Here is a 20,356-nt window from a genome sequence, read left to right as displayed (position 1 = left end):
TTAGGAGGAAACTAATGACAAAATTACAACTTTCTCAAGCTAAATTCAATCACATGACCCGCTTGTCAAACAGCGATCAGGTGATTGCGGCCTTGGCGATTGACCAACGTGGTGCATTGAAACGCCTGCTTGCTGCTGCAGCAGGTGGTAGCGAATTTGGAGATGATATTTTGATTGACTTCAAGAAAGTCATCTCAAGCGATTTGACTCCTTATGCAAGCTCCATTCTTTTGGATGCTGAGTATGGTGTTCCGGCTTCAGAATTGCGCCATGCAGATTGCGGTTTTATTGCAGCTTATGAAAAAACAGGTTACGATGCGTCCACACCAGGTCGTTTGCCAGACCTTTTGCCAAATTGGTCAGCCAAACGTATCAAAGAATTGGGGGCAGATGCCGTAAAAATCTTGCTTTACTATGATGTAGATGACAAGCCAGAAATCAACGACATTAAGCATGCTTGGGTAGAACGCATTGGTAGTGAGTGTATCGCAGAAGATATTCCTTACTTCGTCGAAATCTTGACTTACGATGCCAGCGATATGGATGTGACTTCTCGTGAATACGCAGCCCTCAAACCACACAAGGTCAATGGTGCCATGCGTGAATTTAGTAAGTCACGTTATAATGCCGACGTGCTCAAGGTTGAAGTACCTGTCAATATGAACTTTGTAGAAGGCTACACAGATGAAGAGCCAGTCTATACAGTTGAGGAAGCCAAGGCCTTCTTCAAGGAGCAAACAGACAGTACTCACTTGCCATTCATCTATTTGAGTGCGGGTGTATCTGCCAAACTTTTCCAAGAAACCCTTGTCTTTGCCAAAGAAGCAGGTTCAAGCTTTAATGGTGTTCTTTGTGGTCGGGCGACTTGGAAGGATGCAGTAGCCATCTTTGCAAGCGAGGGTGAAGAAGCAGCCAAAGCTTGGTTGGCAGATCAAGGTCGCCGCAACGTAGAAGAACTCAACGATGTTCTAGCAACTACAGCGCGTCCTTGGACAGAAAAAGTTGAAGTAAAATAATTGTTTTAGTAGGGTCTGGGCTTAGGTTCAGACTTTTTTTGTGCCATCAAATATATTCATTTATAGTGAAATGAAGCAGGACATATCTAAGTTTATCAATTTGAAAACTTTAGAGTTATTTTAGGAGTAGGTTATTGACACTATAACTCAAAGTTGTCCTTTTCCTAATTCAAACCACTAGTAGTAGACGCTGAGATATTGGCACGAACTCTAAGAAGTGGAGCTGGGCTTTTTGCCCAGCCTCACTCATCCAATCAAGTTAACAACGTCTGCTTTTGATTTTCGAAGAGTATCAGTTATGCCTGTGACTTGTTGCCTAGTACTAAAAGCAAACTAAAATACTACAGGTTTAAGGATTTAGGTTTTCGCGCCGGTCGTGGAAATTGAGAATAACTACTTGATTTTTCGGGGGGGGGGGGGGTATAATGGAAGAGAGCTTTTAAAAGCGTCACGATGTAAAAATGGTTTCTGCGCCTTGTTCCCATGTGAGCAAGGAAGTCGCAATTGTCGGAAACAGGAACCCATAGAAGTAAAGAGAAACTTTTTTTTGAGAGAAAGAATGAACCCGCAACCGTCATTTCAGCACAAAGAAAGTTTATCACTACATCTTGGACGAAATCAGTTTTAAAAAAAGAGACAAAGTAGTCGAGCAGGGTCTTGTAAAGCTTGATACCATTTTTTTGTCATTTAGGATATAAAAATCAATAGAAGTGCGAAACGTTAGACTGTTCACCATTGGAGTTGTATAGACACAATGGATTCAGCAAGTGGCTAAGCATAGGAGAGGAAAGAAAAATGCAGTCGTGGAAAAAGGTAGTGAGTAAGTGGTTACTCGCCTTGTTAGTAGTAGATTCTGTGGCAACGCCAGTCCTTGCCTTATCAGAAACGACCTCAGAAGGAGTAAGGATACGCGATACTTACATAAAAGACTATCAAGAGGATGCCTCTAAGCTATCGCTTACCATTGATAGGGAACAAACAAACACCGAGCAGCTGGTTGTCAAACTCAAAGCCGCAGAAGGAGAAATCAACGATCAAGGATTGACCTTGGTGCTACAAAGCGGTCTGGCTTTGCAACAAAATGACCAAGGTCAGGATATACTTCCTGAAGGTTTCTACCGAGATGAGGCTTATAATGAAAATGATAGGAAGGTTGCAGCAGAGGGTAGTGACGCACTCGCAGCCGGCCTCGAACAATTACCGGTTTATGGCGAAGGCTACTATTCACTGAAAATCAAACCCAGTGCTGACCGCTCTATCACCTTAAATCCAGACCAAAATGACAGTAGCAAGCGATTTGAAGAACATGTCTTTGTCTTCAAAAAGGTTGCCGAGGTTCAGACTGGGGAAATGGTCGCAATGACCAACGAGCATTACCTGACCATTCTCAAAGAAAATCAATCGGTATTTACTAATCAGGAAACGACAGAGATAACTGCATCAACCGAGATGCCAAGAGCCCCAGGTAGCCTGACTATTCAGCTCAGAGCATACGAAGAGAATAATCCAGATCCAAAGGTCCCATTAACAGATAGTGAGTTTGAAATTTCCCCAGTGGACCATCCCGAACAAACGACGAAAGGTAAGACGGATTTAAACGGAAATGTGACCTTTGAAAATATCGCCCTGGGAACTTACACCATCAAGCAACTCACTTCTACCTCAAGTTATAATCTCGCTGAACAAATAGAAGCGGTAGAACTAACAGAAGCGGAGCCTGCTAAAACAGTTCTCGTCATTAACCAACCAAAAGAAAGTTTATCACGTGCAGTACGACGCACACGCTCTGTATCAGAACGGGCTGCAGTAAATGCGACACTTGCTTCAGGTGTAGAGACCTATGGTATCACCTATGCCAATATTGATACCTTTGCCTACTATCAGTTCCAAGATGGATACAATACCTACGGAGCTGGTATGGATGTCAAATGGAAGATACCAGCAGAAGCCAAAGAGGGTGATTATTTTACCTTAAATTTTGGAAACCAAATCCTACTGAACCGAGCACCTATGTATGATGAGGGAGAGACGGTTCCTTATGACCGTTTGGATAGTGTAGAGGACCGTTACACAGAAACACACATAGGAAATTTGTTCTTCCAGATTGTAACACGAGGCAGTGCTACCGAGCCTTCGGGGATTCCGATTTTAAATGTCTATTATACAAAGGCGGGTGAGCTGACCTTCGTCGTTCAAAAGTATGCCAATGATAAAGGGCCAATCGAAGGGGATGCCATCGTCGGTAAGCTGATTGATAAAACCAACCTGACGGCTATGACAGATGGTAATGGTCGTCACCGTAGTACACGGCGGATTCGTCCCAATGGAACGGATACAAAGTTAGAATGGGATGTCTATGACCTTGATGAACAGATTCAAAAGTATGACTTCTACGAAGGTTTTTATCCTAACTTCATGCTGATGACGGAGCAGGCTGGGGCAACCGCTACTAACGGGAATCCATGGTTCCTAGGGCGTAGCATTACCTACACCTCTCAATATATGGACACAACACCAGTGACTTTTCAAGATGCGAATGGAGATCCAAACTTGAATGGTGTTTATGTCAACCAGCGGACCCAACTCTTTGAAAGACTGTATGACTACGGTACAAATCATAACCAGACCACCTCTTTTGGTCGTGAAATTATCTTTCCAGTGTATGAGGATAGGACCTATCTTTACTACTATTTCGTATATAATGGAAATAGAAATCATAGTGGATCTGGGGCCTGGGAAATTTATCTACGACCAGCAGGAGCTGAGTTAGAGATTGTCGATGTCAAGCTCTTTCAAGGATACAATGGTCAATATGCCAACAAGCAACCAACCTCTATGGTGCCACCGATGGCTACCGTAGATCCCTACAATCCTGAAGCAGGCGAGCAGGTCTCAACAGGTAAGAGATTTACCAAGTACAATGCCACCGAGTGGAAGGCTGATTTTGGTGGTTCCGAGCAGCAGAATACCTATTTTGCGATTGTCAAGGCCAAAAAGAAAACACCAAGTCCTGAACCGCAAGACCTAAACAGGCTGGGCTACCACATGGGTATGCATGCTAGACAGACTATTTTTGTAACTCGTCAGTTCATTGACTACTACGTACCAACTGAGGGATTTGGTGCAGGTTGGTCACGATCAGAGACACCAAAGGACCTCTTGGGTGATTTCAAGATTAAGAAAACGGACCCAAATAAAGAAGTCGTCTATCCCAACTACCAAAAAGTCAATGGTGCTATTCAGTACCAAGACGATCATGGAAACACCTACACTTACAACAGTGCAACACAAAAATTTGTTGATGCTAATGGACAAAGTTTGACACAAAAGACAGATGCCCAAGGCAATCTCCTCTTTGAGGACAATCTCCATACTGTCTTTACGCAGCAAAAAAATGGTAGTACCATCACCTACCGTGATGCAAACGGAGTTGTCTATAGTAAGAAAGATGGCGAAGAGGACATTTACATCAGTGCAGACGGCAAGATTTTTAGACCTTCTCGACCACTTCTCAAAGACTACGAAGTAACGATCAAAGTGGAAAATACCGTTGTAACAGACGCTAATGGAGAAGTTTATCCACTTGCCAGTCAAACCAACGGTATCCTTGATGTGGTTGACCGATACGGAAACTTGTTGCGACTCCAAAAAACAACTAGTGGCTTAAATGCTTGGAAATATGACTCGACGAGAGGTGGATTTGTCAGTGCACAGGTAACTGCCCAAGGCAATGGTTATTATAAGATTTCAGCCCTGCCAATTTCGACAACGCATATCCGTCCAAAACTAACAGAGACCTTTAGCTTCAAGATTACCGATACCGTAACCGGACTTTCCTTCAATCATGAAGTTGACGAGTACGGCTATGCCATCTTCCCATCCTTGCTGGTAGGACATACCTATCGCCTGGAAGAAACCTCGGCACGAGTAGGGTATACCCGTACACCAAAAGTCTACCTCTTGACAGTAACCGCTACAGGACAGATTACGATTACGGATGAGAATGGAGCACCGATATCTACAACAACGGATCCATTATCAGTTGTTGATGCAAGCAATCTTCTTTATTCCGTTGTCAATGAGGTTGTCCGCCTCAAGATTAAAAAGACAGACGAAGATGGTCGTCTCATCGCATCGGATAAAGCCACCTTTAAAGTCTATAAATCAGGCGATTATACGAAAAATGGCAACACCATCCAGCCAAACGCTGGAGCTGTACCAGTAGCGACCATTCAAACCTCGAAAGTGGATGGGACAAATACACTTTATGGTGAGTCAGAAGCGGTTGTCATTCCAAACATTATGACCAATGTCAACTACGGCATTGTCGAAGAGACTGCACCAGCAGGCTATCGTATCCTGACAACTGGTATCGAAGTGAAGTTAGTCCAAAGCGGCTCCAACTACGTCTGGCAACTGGTTTCAGGTGGAAACAATGCCAGTCTAGAATCAGATAATCTCACCCTCAAGGTGAAAAACAGAGCCGACCTAGCCAATCTTGTCATCACTAAGAAAATCAAGGGACTTGAAAGTTTAAACAACCTGATTACTTCATCTGTTACATTCAAGTTGACCAAATTAAACGATACAAGCTTTAATCCAATCACTTTAAGGCAGAATGCTAATACAAGATTTGTGTTTAACAATTTATCAAAAGGCGTGTATCGTTTAGAAGAGACCGAACCACCGACAGGATATGTCAAATCCCCAACACCGTATACCGTTATCGTGGACAAAGGACGAGCTAGCTTGTACCAATCTGGTCAAGGAACAACGACTCAAGCTACGGGACTAACGGTCATCAAGTCAAACCACTTTGACAATGCGCCACTCTGGGGAGACAATATCGAAGGTAGAGCCTTGGATGGAAGTGACGTAACAGCTACTCTCTATAAACTTGCCAATAGCCGATTAGAAATTGGTCAATGGTGGGGAGTGGACCTAGGAGCGATAAAAAATGTCACCCATATCCGCTACCTCCAAGGACCAGTAACCGGTGCTGGTAGTGATAATGACAGAATGGATAGTCTAGAACTAGAGTATTCTATTGATGGTCAAAACTACCAAAGCCTAGGCACCTACAATGCACCGAATGGTGGAAAACTTGGCGAAGTTGACACAGATAGCGATGTGATGGCACGCTATATCCGTGTCCGCAACCTCCGTCTCAAGACAGGTGTCTGGTTAGCCATCAAGGGGATGACCATCACTACAAGAAATCCAATCACTCCGTTGACAGATGGGACACTTGCTATCGGAAATATTCAAAATCCAAAAATACGGATTGAAAAACAGGATACAAATGGGCAAGTCATTTCACAAAATGTCACCTTTAAACTCTATAAGGTGGATGACGCAACGACAGTTGATAACGTCACAAATGCTATCCAAGAAAATAATTTAATTCAAACCTTCAACCTGCAAAATGGTAGTCTCACGACAGCAATGGACGTTAAGGTTCTTGGTAAATACGCTTTGGTGGAAACGCAGGCTCCGACAGGTTATACAGGGCTAGCTGCCCCAGTCCTCTTGGAACTTTATGAAGCCAGTCAACCACATAATGACCAGCTAAATAAGGCCGTCACACGCTTTAGAGTGCACAGTCAAACAGACAAGGTAACGGTTGATGACAGTACCACCGCAACGGACAATACCCTGAAAATGGTCGTCAAAAACGTGCGGAATACCTTCAATTTGAAGCTATTGAAACGAGACCTTGCAAATCCAAATACAGGACTTGATGCCCGCTTCGAACTCTACAATGAGAACGAGACGAGTCGACTGGACCAAGGCAATACCACGCAGACAGGAAATAGCCTTACCTTCCAAAATCTGCAGCCAGGTATCTATGTCTTGAAAGAAGTAACACCGCCATCAGGCTATATCCAAGTAAATCCAGTTCGACTTGAAATCACGCAGGCAGGTCAATTACAAATCCTGTCAGGAGATACGGAGCTTCTACAAGTTGGTGCATCAAGTGGCAATACGCTTGAGCTCACGGTGAAAAACGACAGTAAGAAAACCCTTCGCATTTCCAAACGCATCAAGGGTCTGGAAAGCTTAGCTAGTCTCATTACAGGAAACATGACCTTTACGCTGTCAAAAGACAACGACACAAGTTTCCGACCAGTGACTGTCACACAAGCTGCGAATGAAGACTTCGTCTTTAATAACCTGACTTACGGTTCGTACACCCTTGTTGAAACAGCGCCACCAGCAGGCTATATGGCCGAGCCGATTACCTATAAGGTATCTGTGAGTCGCTCAGGCGTTTCCCTCTATAAAGTAGCGAACGCAGCTCCGAGCGAACGTGTCGCAGGTGCAACCCTCATCAAGTCAGGCGACTTATCGAATATCCAGTCTGGACAAGATGGAAATGCGATTGATGGTAATGACACGACAGCAGTTACCTACTCAAACTTCAACGGGCAAGGAAACAACATTCCTGCTGGAGCCTATCTAGGGGTTGACCTACAAGGTGTGAAACGTGTCCGCCGCATTCACTACTTGCAAGGCAATCAGAACAATCCGCTGGATAGATTCAACCGCTTCACACTTGAGTACTCAATAGACGGACGCACCTATTTCCCACTGTCCACTTATACAGCCAATGGATTGGTCGATTTGGACACGGATATAATGGCTCGCTACATTCGTGTGAGAAATGAAGACCGAGTAGAGCAGAAGTGGTACGCTGTTCGTGAATTGACCGTCTCAGCTCAAGCTACAGAAACCGTTGGTGCATTATCAACTGGTCAATATCCAATTGGCAATATCCAGCATCCACAGATTCAAGTGGAAAAACGAGATATGAGTAACGCTCGGATTAACCAGTCTGTGACCTTTAAACTCTATAAGGTGGATGATGCGACGACAACTGCGAACGCTGCAGCAGCCATTCAAGAAAGCAATCTCGTCCAAACCTTTACATTGACAAACGGTCAAGTAAGTCAGGCTTTACAAGCCAAGGTACTGGGTCGTTATGCCCTTGTTGAAGTCGCACCGCCAACTGGTTATCGTGCTTTAGCTGGTCCAGTCTTGCTAGACTTGACAACCGCACAGGAGACACACAGCGGAAGTCAGATGAAGACAGTGAGTCGCTTTACTCTCGTTGATTCAACAGATAAAGTTACAATTGACACCGCTACCGCAAATGTATTGAAAATCTTCGTGAAAAACGAATTACTCACCTACAATTTGCTTATCAAGAAACGAGACCTTGCAAATCCAAATACCGGCCTCAATGCTCGCTTCGAACTCTACAATGAGAATGAGTCTACTAAGTTAGACCAAGGCAATACCACGCAATCAGGAAATAGCCTTACCTTCCAAAATCTGCAGCCAGGTATCTATGTCTTGAAAGAAGTAACACCGCCATCAGGCTATATCCAAGTAGATCCAGTTCGACTTGAAATCACGCAGGCAGGTCAATTACAAATCCTGTCAGGAGATACGGAGCTTCTACAAGTTGGTGCATCAAGTGGCAATACGCTTGAGCTCACGGTGAAAAACGACAGTAAGAAAACCCTTCGTATTTCCAAACGCATCAAGGGTCTGGAAAGCTTAGCTGGTCTCATTACAGGAAACATGACCTTTACGCTGTCAAAAGACAACGACACAAGTTTCCAACCAGTGACTGTCACACAAGCTGCGAATGAAGACTTCGTCTTTAATAACCTGACTTACGGTTCGTACACCCTTGTTGAAACAGCGCCACCAGCAGGCTATATGGCCGAGCCGATTACCTATAAGGTATCTGTGAGTCGCTCAGGAGTTTCTCTCTATAAAGTAGCGAACGCAGCTCCGAGCGAACGTGTCGCAGGTGCAACCCTCATCAAGTCAGGCGACTTATCGAATATCCAGTCTGGACAAGATGGAAATGCGATTGATGGTAATGACACGACAGCAGTTACCTACTCAAACTTCAACGGGCAAGGAAACAACATTCCTGCTGGAGCCTATCTAGGGGTTGACCTACAAGGTGTGAAACGTGTCCGCCGCATTCACTACTTGCAAGGCAATCAGAACAATCCGCTGGATAGATTCAACCGCTTCACACTTGAGTACTCAATAGACGGACGCACCTATTTCCCACTGTCCACTTATACAGCCAATGGATTGGTCGATTTGGACACGGATATAATGGCTCGCTACATTCGTGTGAGAAATGAAGAACAAGTCGTCAACAAATGGTACGCCGTTCGCGAATTGACCGTCTCAGCTCAATCTACAGAAACCGTTGGCGCATTATCAACTGGTCAATATCCAATTGGCAATATCCAGCATCCACAGATTCAAGTGGAAAAACGGGATATGAGTAACGCTCGGATTGACCAGTCTGTGACCTTCAAACTCTATAAGGTGGATGATGCGACGACAACTGCGAACGCTGCTGCAGCCATTCAAGAAAGCAATCTCGTCCAAACCTTTACATTGACAAATGGTCAAGCAAGTCAGGCTTTACAAGCCAAGGTACTGGGACGCTATGCCCTTGTCGAAGTCGCACCGCCAACTGGTTATCGTGCTTTAGCTGGTCCAGTCTTACTAGACTTGACAACCGCACAGGAGACACACAGCGGAAGTCAGATGAAGACAGTGACACGATTCAACCTCGTTGATTCAACAGATAAAGTTACAATTGACACCGCTACTGCAAATGTATTGAAAATCTTCGTGAAAAACGAATTACTCACCTACAATTTGCTTATCAAGAAACGCGACCTTGCAAATCCAAATACCGGCCTCAACGCTCGTTTCGAACTCTACGATGCAAATGAAACAGCCGTGATTAGTCAAGGCAATACCACGCAGACAGGAAATAGCCTTACCTTCCGTGATCTGCAACCGGGCACTTACGTCCTCAAAGAGGTCACAGCCCCAACAGGCTACAATCCGATCCAGAAAATCAAATTGACCATCAGTCTAGATGGACAAATTAGGATTGTGGAAGGACCACAAGACTTGTTGGCAAGTCAAGCTGTGAATGCCAATAACGAGATAGAACTTGTCGTCAAGAACAGACCGTTTACAGATTTCAGTATCGAAAAGGTTAGCAACCTAACGCCGACGATCAATTTGGCAGGAGTTCAGCTGCAAATCAAGGCAAAAAATAATGGACCAGCTCCGCTATTTAGCAATGATGATTGGCATAGACAACAGTATCGTGCAACGATTGATACTGCAAATAAAGCCTTGACCTGGTGGACCCAATCCAATGACGTTGGCAACGCTGTCTTCAAACTTCCTCAGGGAACGTATACGATTAGTGAGTTGTCTGCACCAGCTGGTTACGAATTGCTTCAACCGTTTGATATTATCGTTGGAGAAGATGGTCAAGTTCGATTGGCAGATGGTGCGCCAACCAATGCAGAAATCAATACCAAAGATAACAGACTCAACCTCAAATTGACCAACATCTTCAAACCGAAACTGAAGATTATCAAGGTCGATAGCAGGGATGAGAACCGCAAGCTTGAAAATGCAACCTTTAAACTCTTTGGTGAGGATGGACGCACGCAGGTTGGAAGTGACTTGGTGACAGGAACGACTGGGGAAGTAGAGATTCCAGCCTTGACACCGGGTACCTACTATCTACAAGAAACCCAGTCCCCAGCAGGCTTCCAGACAAATGGAACCAAGTACAAACTGATCATTGCTGCGGATGGCACAACAACTGTAGAAAATGGCGATGACCTTATTGCTGTCGCACCGCTCTCTACAGACAAAGTCATTCAAATCACAGTGAAAAACAAGGTGAAGACCTATCGCTTGAAGATTAAGAAGCGAGACTATGATAATCCAAATACTGGAGTATCTGGTGCTCGATTTGCTCTCTACCCATCTGAGGGACCAAACGAAGATGGTAGCAATAAGGTGCAAGTGCTCATCAATGGTCGTATGACAGCCCTTGAGGGTAGCAGCTATTCTCATTTAGATAATACGATTGATTTTCCAAATATCCCACCAGGTGAGTATGTCCTTCGGGAGACACAAGCACCAGCAGGATATGAAAAAATCAAAGATACTCGACTGCGGATTGGAGAGGACGGTCGACTGACCATTCTTGATTCGGATCCAACTCTTCTATCTGTTGAGACCGGACAAGGCGACACGCTTACGGTTATTGCCAAAAACCTCCGTACGTTTAACTTCCAAATCAAAAAGGTAGATAGTGCAAACGAGACAACTCTTCTAGACAATGCTCGCTTCTCTATCTACAAGACAGATGCTAACTGGACAAAAGGGGATACGGCATTGGCTCAAGGTGTGACAAGTGCTGGTATCTATCAGATTAATCTTGAACACGGATACTATATTCTGAAGGAAGAACAGGCTCCATCTGGCTATCTACTCAATCAGAAGGAGTACCGTTTCCAGATTAACCATGACGGCTCTATCCTTCTTCATAATCCTGACGAGACGGTATCATTGTCTCGAGCAGATGCAAATCGCCTCATCCTCTTCACCATGAAGAACACACGCTCGACCACATCCATCAAACTAGCCAAGCGCTCTTACCGTGATCCAAATCAACGGTTAGAAGCCCAGTTTGAGCTAAGAGAAGGTGATAATCCTGCTTCAGCCGTTGTCAAAACAACGACGACCACAGGGGATGAAGTGAGCTTTGACCAATTGGCTTTAGGGAAAACCTATATCCTGAAAGAAACGGTAGCTCCAGAGGGCTATCAAAAGATCGAAAAAGAATTCCGTATCGATATAGGTGCAGATGGTACGATTACCATCCGAGATGGTGGTGACCTCGTCAGTCTGGACGATATGGATTCTCACCTGATTGTCGTGAAAAACCTCCGCAAAGGAGAATATCCGCAAGCAGGTGGAATGGGTGCAATCCCATATATTGCATTAGGGGGGGTGATGATGTTCGTTGCTTTTGCCGTTGAGCGACGTCGCAAAAACAGCCTATAACCCCTAATGGAAACACAACTAAAAAAATAGGAGAATGTTCATGAAAAAACTAACGAAATTGTTTTCACTCGTGGCTGTAGCTATTACTTTGCTCGGTTCACTTGTGAATATTAAACACATTGTACATGCAGACGACACTCATGAGACAACTGTCAAGGTTCATAAGATTTTGATGAATAATGAAGACTTTAATAACTTCAACCATGACACATCTCAAAATGTTGAAAATTATACAGGTCAATCTATTACAAATATTACTGGTTACTTTGGTAATTCCGCACAAGATATTGCTGGAGTAAACTTTAAAGTATGGCAAAAAGTTGACGTTGCGGGAGAGGGTACAAAAACTGGTGAACAACTAGGTATCACAGGTGACAATGACAACTACAAACTCTTTGCAGATAGCGGTGATAAAAAATATGGTTCTGAAGGAGTCCTTACTGTTGAGAACCAAGGTGCATCATTTACCCTTAACGATGGAACCTATATCTTTGTAGAAGATAAGGAAAATTCTCCTTATTATAATAGTCAAGAAGGTAAAGAATTGACTGGTGCTAAGGCTGTACCATTCAAACTGGAACTTCCTATCACAAAACCAGATGGTTCTGGCTACTTTGATACTCAATCTCCACTCCATGTCTATCCAAAAAACACAGAAGACAAGCCAGTGATTGACAAAAAATTCGGTGACGGAACAAATAATCTTAAAAACGTTGAAATCGGCGAGACAATCAACTATCAAATCGTTACATCTGTACCACAAAATGCTTCCTACAAGACATTTGTATGGGAAGATACTATGGTGAACGGTCTTGACTTCAATTTGAACTCTTTACAGATTACTGATGATAAAGGACTAAATCTAACAGCGACTACAGACTACACTTTGACACAAACTCTACGTGGATTCTATCTCGTCTTGAATGAGTCAGGATTGACTAAATTAGCAGAAAAAGCAAAAGATGGTGTGGTAACGTTTACGTTGAAATATACTGCTACATTAAATGATTCTGCTAAGGTGGATACTGAAATCCCTAACACGGTAAAACTTCACTACGGTAACCGTCCAAATACGATTTCAGAACCTAAAACAACCAAACCATCAAATGGTGAAATTATTGTTGAAAAAACATGGGATAATGTGAATGCAGTAGAAGTAACCTTTGGTGTCTATGAAAAAGAAACTGGTGTACGTGTAGGTGAAATTAAACTCAATAACACAACTACTACTGGTAAATTAGCGAACCTCGACAATACAAAAGATTACCTTGTAATTGAGGAAACAAGTGTTTCAGGTTCACTTCCTACTTATGAAAATGGTACTACAGGTACTATCAAAGTGAAAAACAGCAAGAATCCTAACCCAAATCCGCTTGAACCAGAAGAGCCAAAAGTTATCACTTACGGTAAGCGTTTTGTGAAAACTGATGATAAAGATTTGGCGGGCAGTGAAAAACTTTTCGGAGCAGAGTTCTTAGTTCGTCAAAATGGTGTAGAAAAATATCTTGCCTTGAAATCTGCAGATACGCAAGCTACTCAATTAGCAGATTATAAGCAAAAAGAAGCAGAATATATCGCAGCTGTTAAAGCAAATTCAGCAGATAAAGATACTAAAAAAGCATCACGAGATGCAGCCTATGAGGCTCTAAACATGCAGTGGACGTGGGTAGATACAAAAGAACAAGCATTTATTTTTGTTTCATCTACTGACGGTAAGTTTGAAGTAAAAGGTCTGAAAGAAGGAACTTACGAACTTGTCGAAACAAAATCTCCAGAAGGTTTTGCACTCCCAAGTACACCGATTACTTTCCAAGTTCAACGGGGAAGCTGGGGTACTACTGATGAGCTGAATACAAATAACTTCCAACAAGTACGCAACAAAAAAGTAACCATTCCACAAACTGGTGGTATTGGTACCCTTGTCTTCACAGTTGTAGGTTTGAGTACAATGGTATTTGCATTCATCGCTATGAAAAAACGCCAATCTGAAGAAGCATAATATCAGTTGAAAAGGAGGGACAGATGAGACGAATCAGACAGCTAGTATGTTGTTTTATAGCTATTATTTGTGTATTGTCACTGCCCTCGCTTTCACTTCAAGCACAAGATTCCTTTGATGTTCAGGTTCATATTCCGCTTCCTGATGGAATAGATGCTAGTCAAGTTTCAACAGGCTTGGAGGCTTGGTATATCGCTGCAGAAGAGCCAGCCTCTTCTGAACGGTTGGCAGATACTTTATATCAAAAAAGTCGGTCCGAGCTAAACCAACTCTATGGAGAGCCAATTTCCTCACTGGCTCTCACTTCAGATGGTCAAGCCAGCTTTCAGGGCTTGGCTAAGGGATGGTATTACGTTCGACAAGTAGGGACTCCTACAAAACTCGAAGTCATTCCATTCGTCATGAAGGTAGATGGAAGTGTGTTGAAGATTGAGGCTAAGGTAAGAAGGCCTAGCAAAGAAAAAGGAAGTAAGCCATTTCTGAAGGTATCTACAAGTACTGCCCCCTTATCTGGTGCAGAGTTTGTAGTTCTTGAGGAAGTGAACGGAGAATTGAAGGAAGTGATAGTCGACGGCTTTCCCTATCATGTTACTTCTGGAGCAAACGGTCAGTTTGTTGTAGGACCTCTTCCCTATGGTACTTATTATCTGAAAGAGGTCAAGGCTCCTGCAGGCTATATTCTAGCCCAAGATACGATTCCTTTTGAAATCACTTCGGATTCACATGTGTCTGAAATTGTTAAAATCAAGAACAAACCCGTCACACCGCCCGGTATTGAGATACCATATACAGGGAATGCGGTGGTCATAGCGGTTTTATCGCTAGGCATTATTCTCTTCTTGCTAGGCTATCGTTTGGTCGCCTATAAGAAGGACGAGAAAAACAACTAACCCATCACTATGTTCTGCTAGATACACCTACCTGACCCATTTGTCAGTAGGTGTATTTTTCTGGAAAAAAGTATAACCGCCTAATAACAAGGTATCGTAAGCGCCCAATAACCAGGTATCTATCCAATCACTCATTCCTCCAGTATACTGTTATAAAAAACAAACTGGAGGATTTTTTATGTCACAGCCCATCGTCCCATTGACTATTCCCCAATCTCGCCGCTTTGAGAAGAAAAGCAGAAATGATGCTTATTCGATTTCAAAATCTGAATAAACCCATTTTCTATGTACAATACTTTTTATAGTTTCACTATCTAACCCTTGAATGATTTCTTGGAGCTTATCAATGACTGACTCCAATGTTTGAAAGGCTCTGTTCTTAAATCCGCGTTTGCGGATTTCTGCCCAAGCTTGTTCAATCGGATTTATCTCTGGGGTATATGGTGGTATGAACGCAAATTCAATATTATCAGTAATTTCAAGTGCCTGAGATTTATGCCAAATTGCATTGTCCATGACTAAAATGATGTAGTCATCGGGATAAGCTTTTGATAATTGACGTAAAAATTCATTCATCCAAGCGGTATTACAACCACCAGCTATTATAAAGAAAGATTCCCCTGTATGTGCATCTGCCGCACCATAGCAGTAACGAAATTCTTGGATGTGATGGCTTGAGATATTCGGACGATAGTTTTTAGGACTCCAACATGCCCCCAGTTTACTAATCCGACCAAACCCTGCTTCATCTTGATATATAAGACGGGTTTACTTATAGGCATTTTGTTCAAGAAATCGCTTGCTTGATTTTTCCTTGTACACAGATTTTATTTTTTGACGCTAAAATCGTTTCGGCGTCTGCTTTCTTTGGATGTTCTGGACGGGGGCTAATTTTTGTTGCTTACTGCGTAAGCTTTATTTCCCGTCTCAAAGAATCTTTTGATTCTTTGACCCATCCATGACGTTTCAATAGTTGGTAAAAACCATCTTTAGTCGTCGTGCGACCAAGTTTATCTTGATAAGCTCTATAGAGGGATTCAACTGTTACAAACTCTCCGTTGACAGCAGACGCTAACTGCTCGCTCAAAAAAGCTTCTTCTTCAACTGTCATATGACCTCCTCTAGCATCTGAGGTAAGACATGTTCTTGATATTTCTTAGTCAATCTCCAAACCGTATCATGTGAGACATCAAGCATATCCATAATGGATTTGTAGGGAGTTTGGATTGACCTGAGATAAACTGCTTGAATACGTTTGTGATAAGGTGCTAAGTTTTTATCTTTTGGAGCTGTTTTGAGCTCTGTTATCATTTCGTTAGTAAATTCCATGTTTCAGCTAATAATATAGGGGTCTATTTTTAGAAAAATTCGAAAAAACTTGAAAAATCTGAAAATTTACGCAATTTCCTATTGACAAATAATTTGAAAACAGTTATGATAGTTACAAATAAATGAGAAAGGGAAACAGAGATGTTACAAATGTGTCAAAATCATTCAGCTAATCATACTTATTTCTACGGCTATTTTAGATAGTGTTTGTAGACATGGTAAACATGGATGCAAACACGGGAACGTAAAGTTTGTATCTATGTGGCTGTAGCTATTTTGACATGTGCCCATAGATGATACATCTAAATGGCACGGATAATTCATTCTGTTTTCCTATACAGATGAAATATAAGGACCGTTTAGAGTGTAGTCTAAGCGGTCCTTTCTTGTTTGCTATTATATTTATAAAAGGAGAATAATCATGGGATTAAAAAAAATTATACTTAGTTCAGTAGCACTTTTGTCAGCAGTAACGCTTGCTGCATGCAGTTCCAATTCGTCAGATTCAAGTTCAGTCAATGTTGGTATTATTCAATATGCTGAACATGAAGCGTTGAGCTCAGCTCGTGAAGGCTTTGTAGAGGCGCTCGAAGAAGCAGGCTACAAGGAAGGTGAAAATCTGACGATTGATTTGCAAAATGCCCAAGGTGATCAAGCAAACTTACAGACAATGGTTGAGAAATTGGCAGGAAAAAATGATCTTAACTTTGCCATCGCAACACCGGCAGCCCAAGCCATGCTTAATGCAGATAGTGAAACATCAAGTGTATTCACAGCTGTCACAGATCCAGTTGAAGCAGGTTTGGTTGAATCATTGGAAAAACCAGGTGGGACCATGACGGGATCGACTGATGCAACTGATGTGGAAGGTCAAATCGAGATGTTGCTCAAAGTTGTACCAACTGCGAAGACTGTCGGTATTTTCTACAATTCTAGCGAGGTAAACTCAGAAGTTCAAGCTGAGCAGGCAAAAAAAGCACTCGAAGCAAAAGGTGTAAAAGTAGAAGTGACAACAGTTACGACGACAAACGATGTTCAGCAAGCTATTACTTCACTTGCAGGAAAAGTCGATGCTATCTATCTTCCAACTGATAATACAGTTGCCTCTACAGCTTCAACAATCGGTGATATTTTAAAAGAAGCAAAAGTTCCAGCTATGGGAAGTGACGCGGCAGTTATTGACGCAGCTCTATTTACCTATGGTGTAGACTACCATGCTATCGGTGTTCAAGCTGGTGAATTGGCTGTGAAGATTTTGAAGGGTGAAAAGCCTGCTGACTTAGCAGTTGAAAAACCAAATACAGCGGCTATTACCGTCAATGAAGAAATGGCTAAAGCTGTTGGTATTGATGCAGCGACTATAAAAGCATTAGAAGAGTAAAATATTTAGGAGAAGAAACGTTTATGTATTATAAGCTAGTAAAAAAATTGGCAACTATTTCAGTAGCAAGTATGGGTTTGCTAACACTTGCAGCTTGTTCCTCATCATCAGAACAAGCTTCCTCAGATGTGGTCAAAGTTGGAGTTCTCCAATATATGGAGCATGAATCATTGACGGCTGCCCGTGAGGGTTTTGTGGCGGAATTAGAAGCAAATGGTTATAAAGAGGGTGAAAAATTGGTTTTGGATTATCAAAATGCCCAAGGCGATCAAGCTAACCTTCAAACCATTTCAGAACAATTAATAGATGGAAATGATATTGTCTTGGCAATCGCTACACCGTCTGCCCAAAGTTTAGCGACTGTGTCTACTGAAACGCCGATTGTCTTTACTGCGGTTACAGATCCCTTGTCAGCTGACTTGGTAGAATCCATTGAAAAACCAGGTGGACTTTTGACAGGGACATCTGACCAAGCTCCAATTGACAAACAGGTTGAATTGCTAGGTCAAGCTGTTCCAGATGCTAAGACAGTCGGTATTTTGTATACTACTAGCGAACGGAACTCAGAAGTCCAGGTAGAGCAAGCTAAGGAATTGCTAGAAAAAGCAGGTTATAAGGTAGTAGTAAAAGGAATCACATCTTCAAATGAAGTCCAAGATGCGACAACCAGCTTGATGAAGGATGTAGATGCTGTCTTTGTTCCGACTGATAATACAGTTGCTTCAACCATGACCATGATCGGTGAATTATCTGTGGAGCATAAGGTTCCAGTAATCGGTGGTTCAACGGATATGGTGGATGAAGGAGGTCTTTTGACTTACGGTACCAACTATGAAGCTTTAGGTCGTCAAACTGCAAAAATGGCTATTAAGATTATCGAAGGAGCCAATGTGTCAGAAACAGCAGTAGAATACCCAGAAACCGTCAGTCTTCACGTTAATGAAGAAATGGCTCAGAAATTAGGTATTGATACTTCTAAGCTTGCTGTATCGGAATAAGATTGGTAAGATAGAACCTAGTATTGACTACGAATTTAGAAAAAGGAGAAAATCGTGGATATTATTTTATCAAGTATCTCGCAAGGCTTGCTTTGGTCAGTTATGGCGATTGGTGTTTACTTGACGTTTCGTATTTTAGATATTGCTGATATGACAGCTGAGGGGTCTTATCCGCTTGGAGCTGCTGTTTGTGCGACAGGGATTGTGAACGGAGTGAATCCCTTGCTGGCAACCTTTATGGCTATGGTAGCTGGTATGGGTGCAGGCTTGATTTCTGGTTTACTTCATACAAAACTAAAAATTCCAGCTCTTTTGACCGGTATTGTAACCTTGACAGGTCTCTACTCTATCAACTTGAAAATCTTAGGCAAAGCCAACGTAGCCCTGCTCAAACAAGAAACACTGGTGACGCAATTGCAGGATTTCGGTTTGACAAAAACAAATGCCGTTTTGGTGATTGGTCTGGTCTTTGTACTAGCAGTTGTAGGCTTATTGACGCTCTTGCTCAATACACAAATTGGTCTAGCTATTCGTTCAACAGGGGATAATATTCCAATGAGTGAGGCCAATGGTATCAATGTAGACAATATGAAAATCTACGGTTATATGTTGTCGAATGGTCTAATTGCCCTTTGTGGTGCTCTTCTTACTCAGAATAATGGCTATGCAGATCTCAACTCAGGTACTGGTACTATTGTTATCGGTCTAGCATCTGTCATTATTGCAGAAGTTATCTTGCGTAACTTACGCTTGGGTTGGAGACTCCTATCGGTTGTTCTCGGTGCAGTTGTTTACCGTTTGATTATCTTAGCGATTTTGGAAATTCCAGGTATGGATGCAGACCTTGTTAAACTCTTCTCAGCTATCCTTCTGGCAACCGTTCTCTATGTGCCAGAATTGCAGAAGAAATTGAATATTCGTCGTCCAAAATTGAATGGAAATGCTTAGGAGGAAGTCATGTCTACAATTTTATCAATTCAAAATATTCATAAAACCTTCGAAGCTGGAACAGTTAATGAGAACCATGTCCTTCGTGGGTTGAACTTAGATGTAAAAGAAGGTGATTTTATCTCTATCATCGGTGGTAATGGTGCTGGTAAATCAACTTTCATGAACTCACTTGCAGGTGCCTTGACGGTTGATTCGGGCGATATTTTGCTTGAAGGTAAATCCATTAAGCATGTCTCAGCTGCCAAACGTTCTAAGGACATCAGCCGTGTTTTCCAAGATCCTAAGATGGGAACAGCTTCCCGCTTGACCATTGAAGAAAACATGGCTATTGCCTATCGTCGTGGATTGTCACGTGGTCTTGGTTGGGGTGTGAAGGATAGTGAACGTGCTATTTTTAAGGAATCCTTGAAAGAGCTTGGTCTGGGACTAGAAAACCGTATGAAAGTGGACACGCAATTTCTTTCAGGTGGTCAACGTCAGGCTCTGACCTTGATGATGGCTTCACTGGTTAAACCAAAAGTTCTGCTCCTGGACGAACATACTGCTGCCCTTGATCCAAAAACCAGCGATATGGTTATGGAATTGACTAAGAAAATCGTGGAAAGTCACCAGTTGACAGCTCTTATGATTACGCATAATATGGAAAACGCCATTGAATATGGAAATCGTTTGGTCATGTTGCACCGTGGTCAGATTGTTGTCGATGTAGAAGGAGAAGAGAAGAAGAACTTGACCGTTCAAAACTTGATGGACCTTTTCTACAAAAACAGCGGTGAGAAACTAACTGACGATGAGATGATTTTATAAAAAAATAAGACTACTGATTTCATGCAAGTCAGTAGTCTTTTTTCTTATATCGTCATTTA

At 42.5% G+C, this 20,356-nt stretch carries 8 protein-coding genes and 1 pseudogene; 8 read left to right on the top strand and 1 reads right to left on the bottom strand.

Annotated elements, in window-relative coordinates:
- Positions 1–14: 14 nt before the first annotated feature.
- The 4 genes from lacD (at position 15) to PHA78_RS06270 (ending at position 14,831) form a co-directional block, all read left to right on the top strand.
- Positions 15–1,016, top strand: a complete 1,002-nt coding sequence (gene lacD, locus PHA78_RS06285; protein ID WP_272157863.1) for a tagatose-bisphosphate aldolase — start codon at positions 15–17, stop codon at positions 1,014–1,016.
- Between the two features lie 795 nt (positions 1,017–1,811).
- A complete protein-coding gene (locus PHA78_RS06280; RefSeq protein ID WP_272157862.1) occupies positions 1,812–11,942 on the top strand; it encodes a SpaA isopeptide-forming pilin-related protein in 10,131 nt (3,376 codons plus the stop codon).
- A 40-nt stretch (positions 11,943–11,982) separates the two neighbouring features.
- Positions 11,983–13,941, top strand: a complete 1,959-nt coding sequence (locus PHA78_RS06275; RefSeq protein WP_172038129.1) for an isopeptide-forming domain-containing fimbrial protein — start codon at positions 11,983–11,985, stop codon at positions 13,939–13,941.
- Positions 13,942–13,964: 23 nt separating this feature from the next.
- Positions 13,965–14,831 carry an MSCRAMM family protein gene (locus tag PHA78_RS06270; RefSeq protein WP_024416009.1) on the top strand — a complete coding sequence of 289 codons (867 nt, stop codon included), beginning with the start codon at positions 13,965–13,967 and terminating at the stop codon, positions 14,829–14,831.
- 249 nt (positions 14,832–15,080) lie between these two features.
- On the opposite strand, the pseudogene PHA78_RS06265 reads toward PHA78_RS06270, so the two are convergent.
- Positions 15,081–16,160, bottom strand: a pseudogene (locus PHA78_RS06265) (IS630 family transposase).
- Between the two features lie 421 nt (positions 16,161–16,581).
- On the opposite strand from PHA78_RS06265, the gene PHA78_RS06260 reads away from it, so the two are divergent.
- The 4 genes from PHA78_RS06260 to PHA78_RS06245 are packed head-to-tail and all read left to right on the top strand — an operon-like array spanning position 16,582 to position 20,297.
- Positions 16,582–17,541 carry an ABC transporter substrate-binding protein gene (locus PHA78_RS06260; RefSeq protein ID WP_272157861.1) on the top strand — a complete coding sequence of 320 codons (960 nt, stop codon included), beginning with the start codon at positions 16,582–16,584 and terminating at the stop codon, positions 17,539–17,541.
- Between the two features lie 23 nt (positions 17,542–17,564).
- A complete protein-coding gene (locus PHA78_RS06255) occupies positions 17,565–18,539 on the top strand; it encodes an ABC transporter substrate-binding protein (RefSeq protein WP_002940648.1) in 975 nt (324 codons plus the stop codon).
- Between the two features lie 54 nt (positions 18,540–18,593).
- Positions 18,594–19,487 (top strand): ABC transporter permease, encoded by an 894-nt coding sequence (locus PHA78_RS06250; RefSeq protein WP_002940642.1) that lies wholly within the window; start codon positions 18,594–18,596, stop codon positions 19,485–19,487.
- A 9-nt stretch (positions 19,488–19,496) separates the two neighbouring features.
- Positions 19,497–20,297, top strand: a complete 801-nt coding sequence (locus PHA78_RS06245; RefSeq protein WP_024376553.1) for an ABC transporter ATP-binding protein — start codon at positions 19,497–19,499, stop codon at positions 20,295–20,297.
- The last annotated feature ends 59 nt before the right edge of the window (positions 20,298–20,356 follow it).

This window comes from Streptococcus sp. HN38 (assembly GCF_028335765.1).
Taxonomy (GTDB): Bacteria; Bacillota; Bacilli; order Lactobacillales; family Streptococcaceae; genus Streptococcus; species Streptococcus suis_P.
The sequence above is the reverse complement of the archived record's forward strand: the minus strand, read 5'-3'. Positions and strand labels throughout refer to the sequence as shown.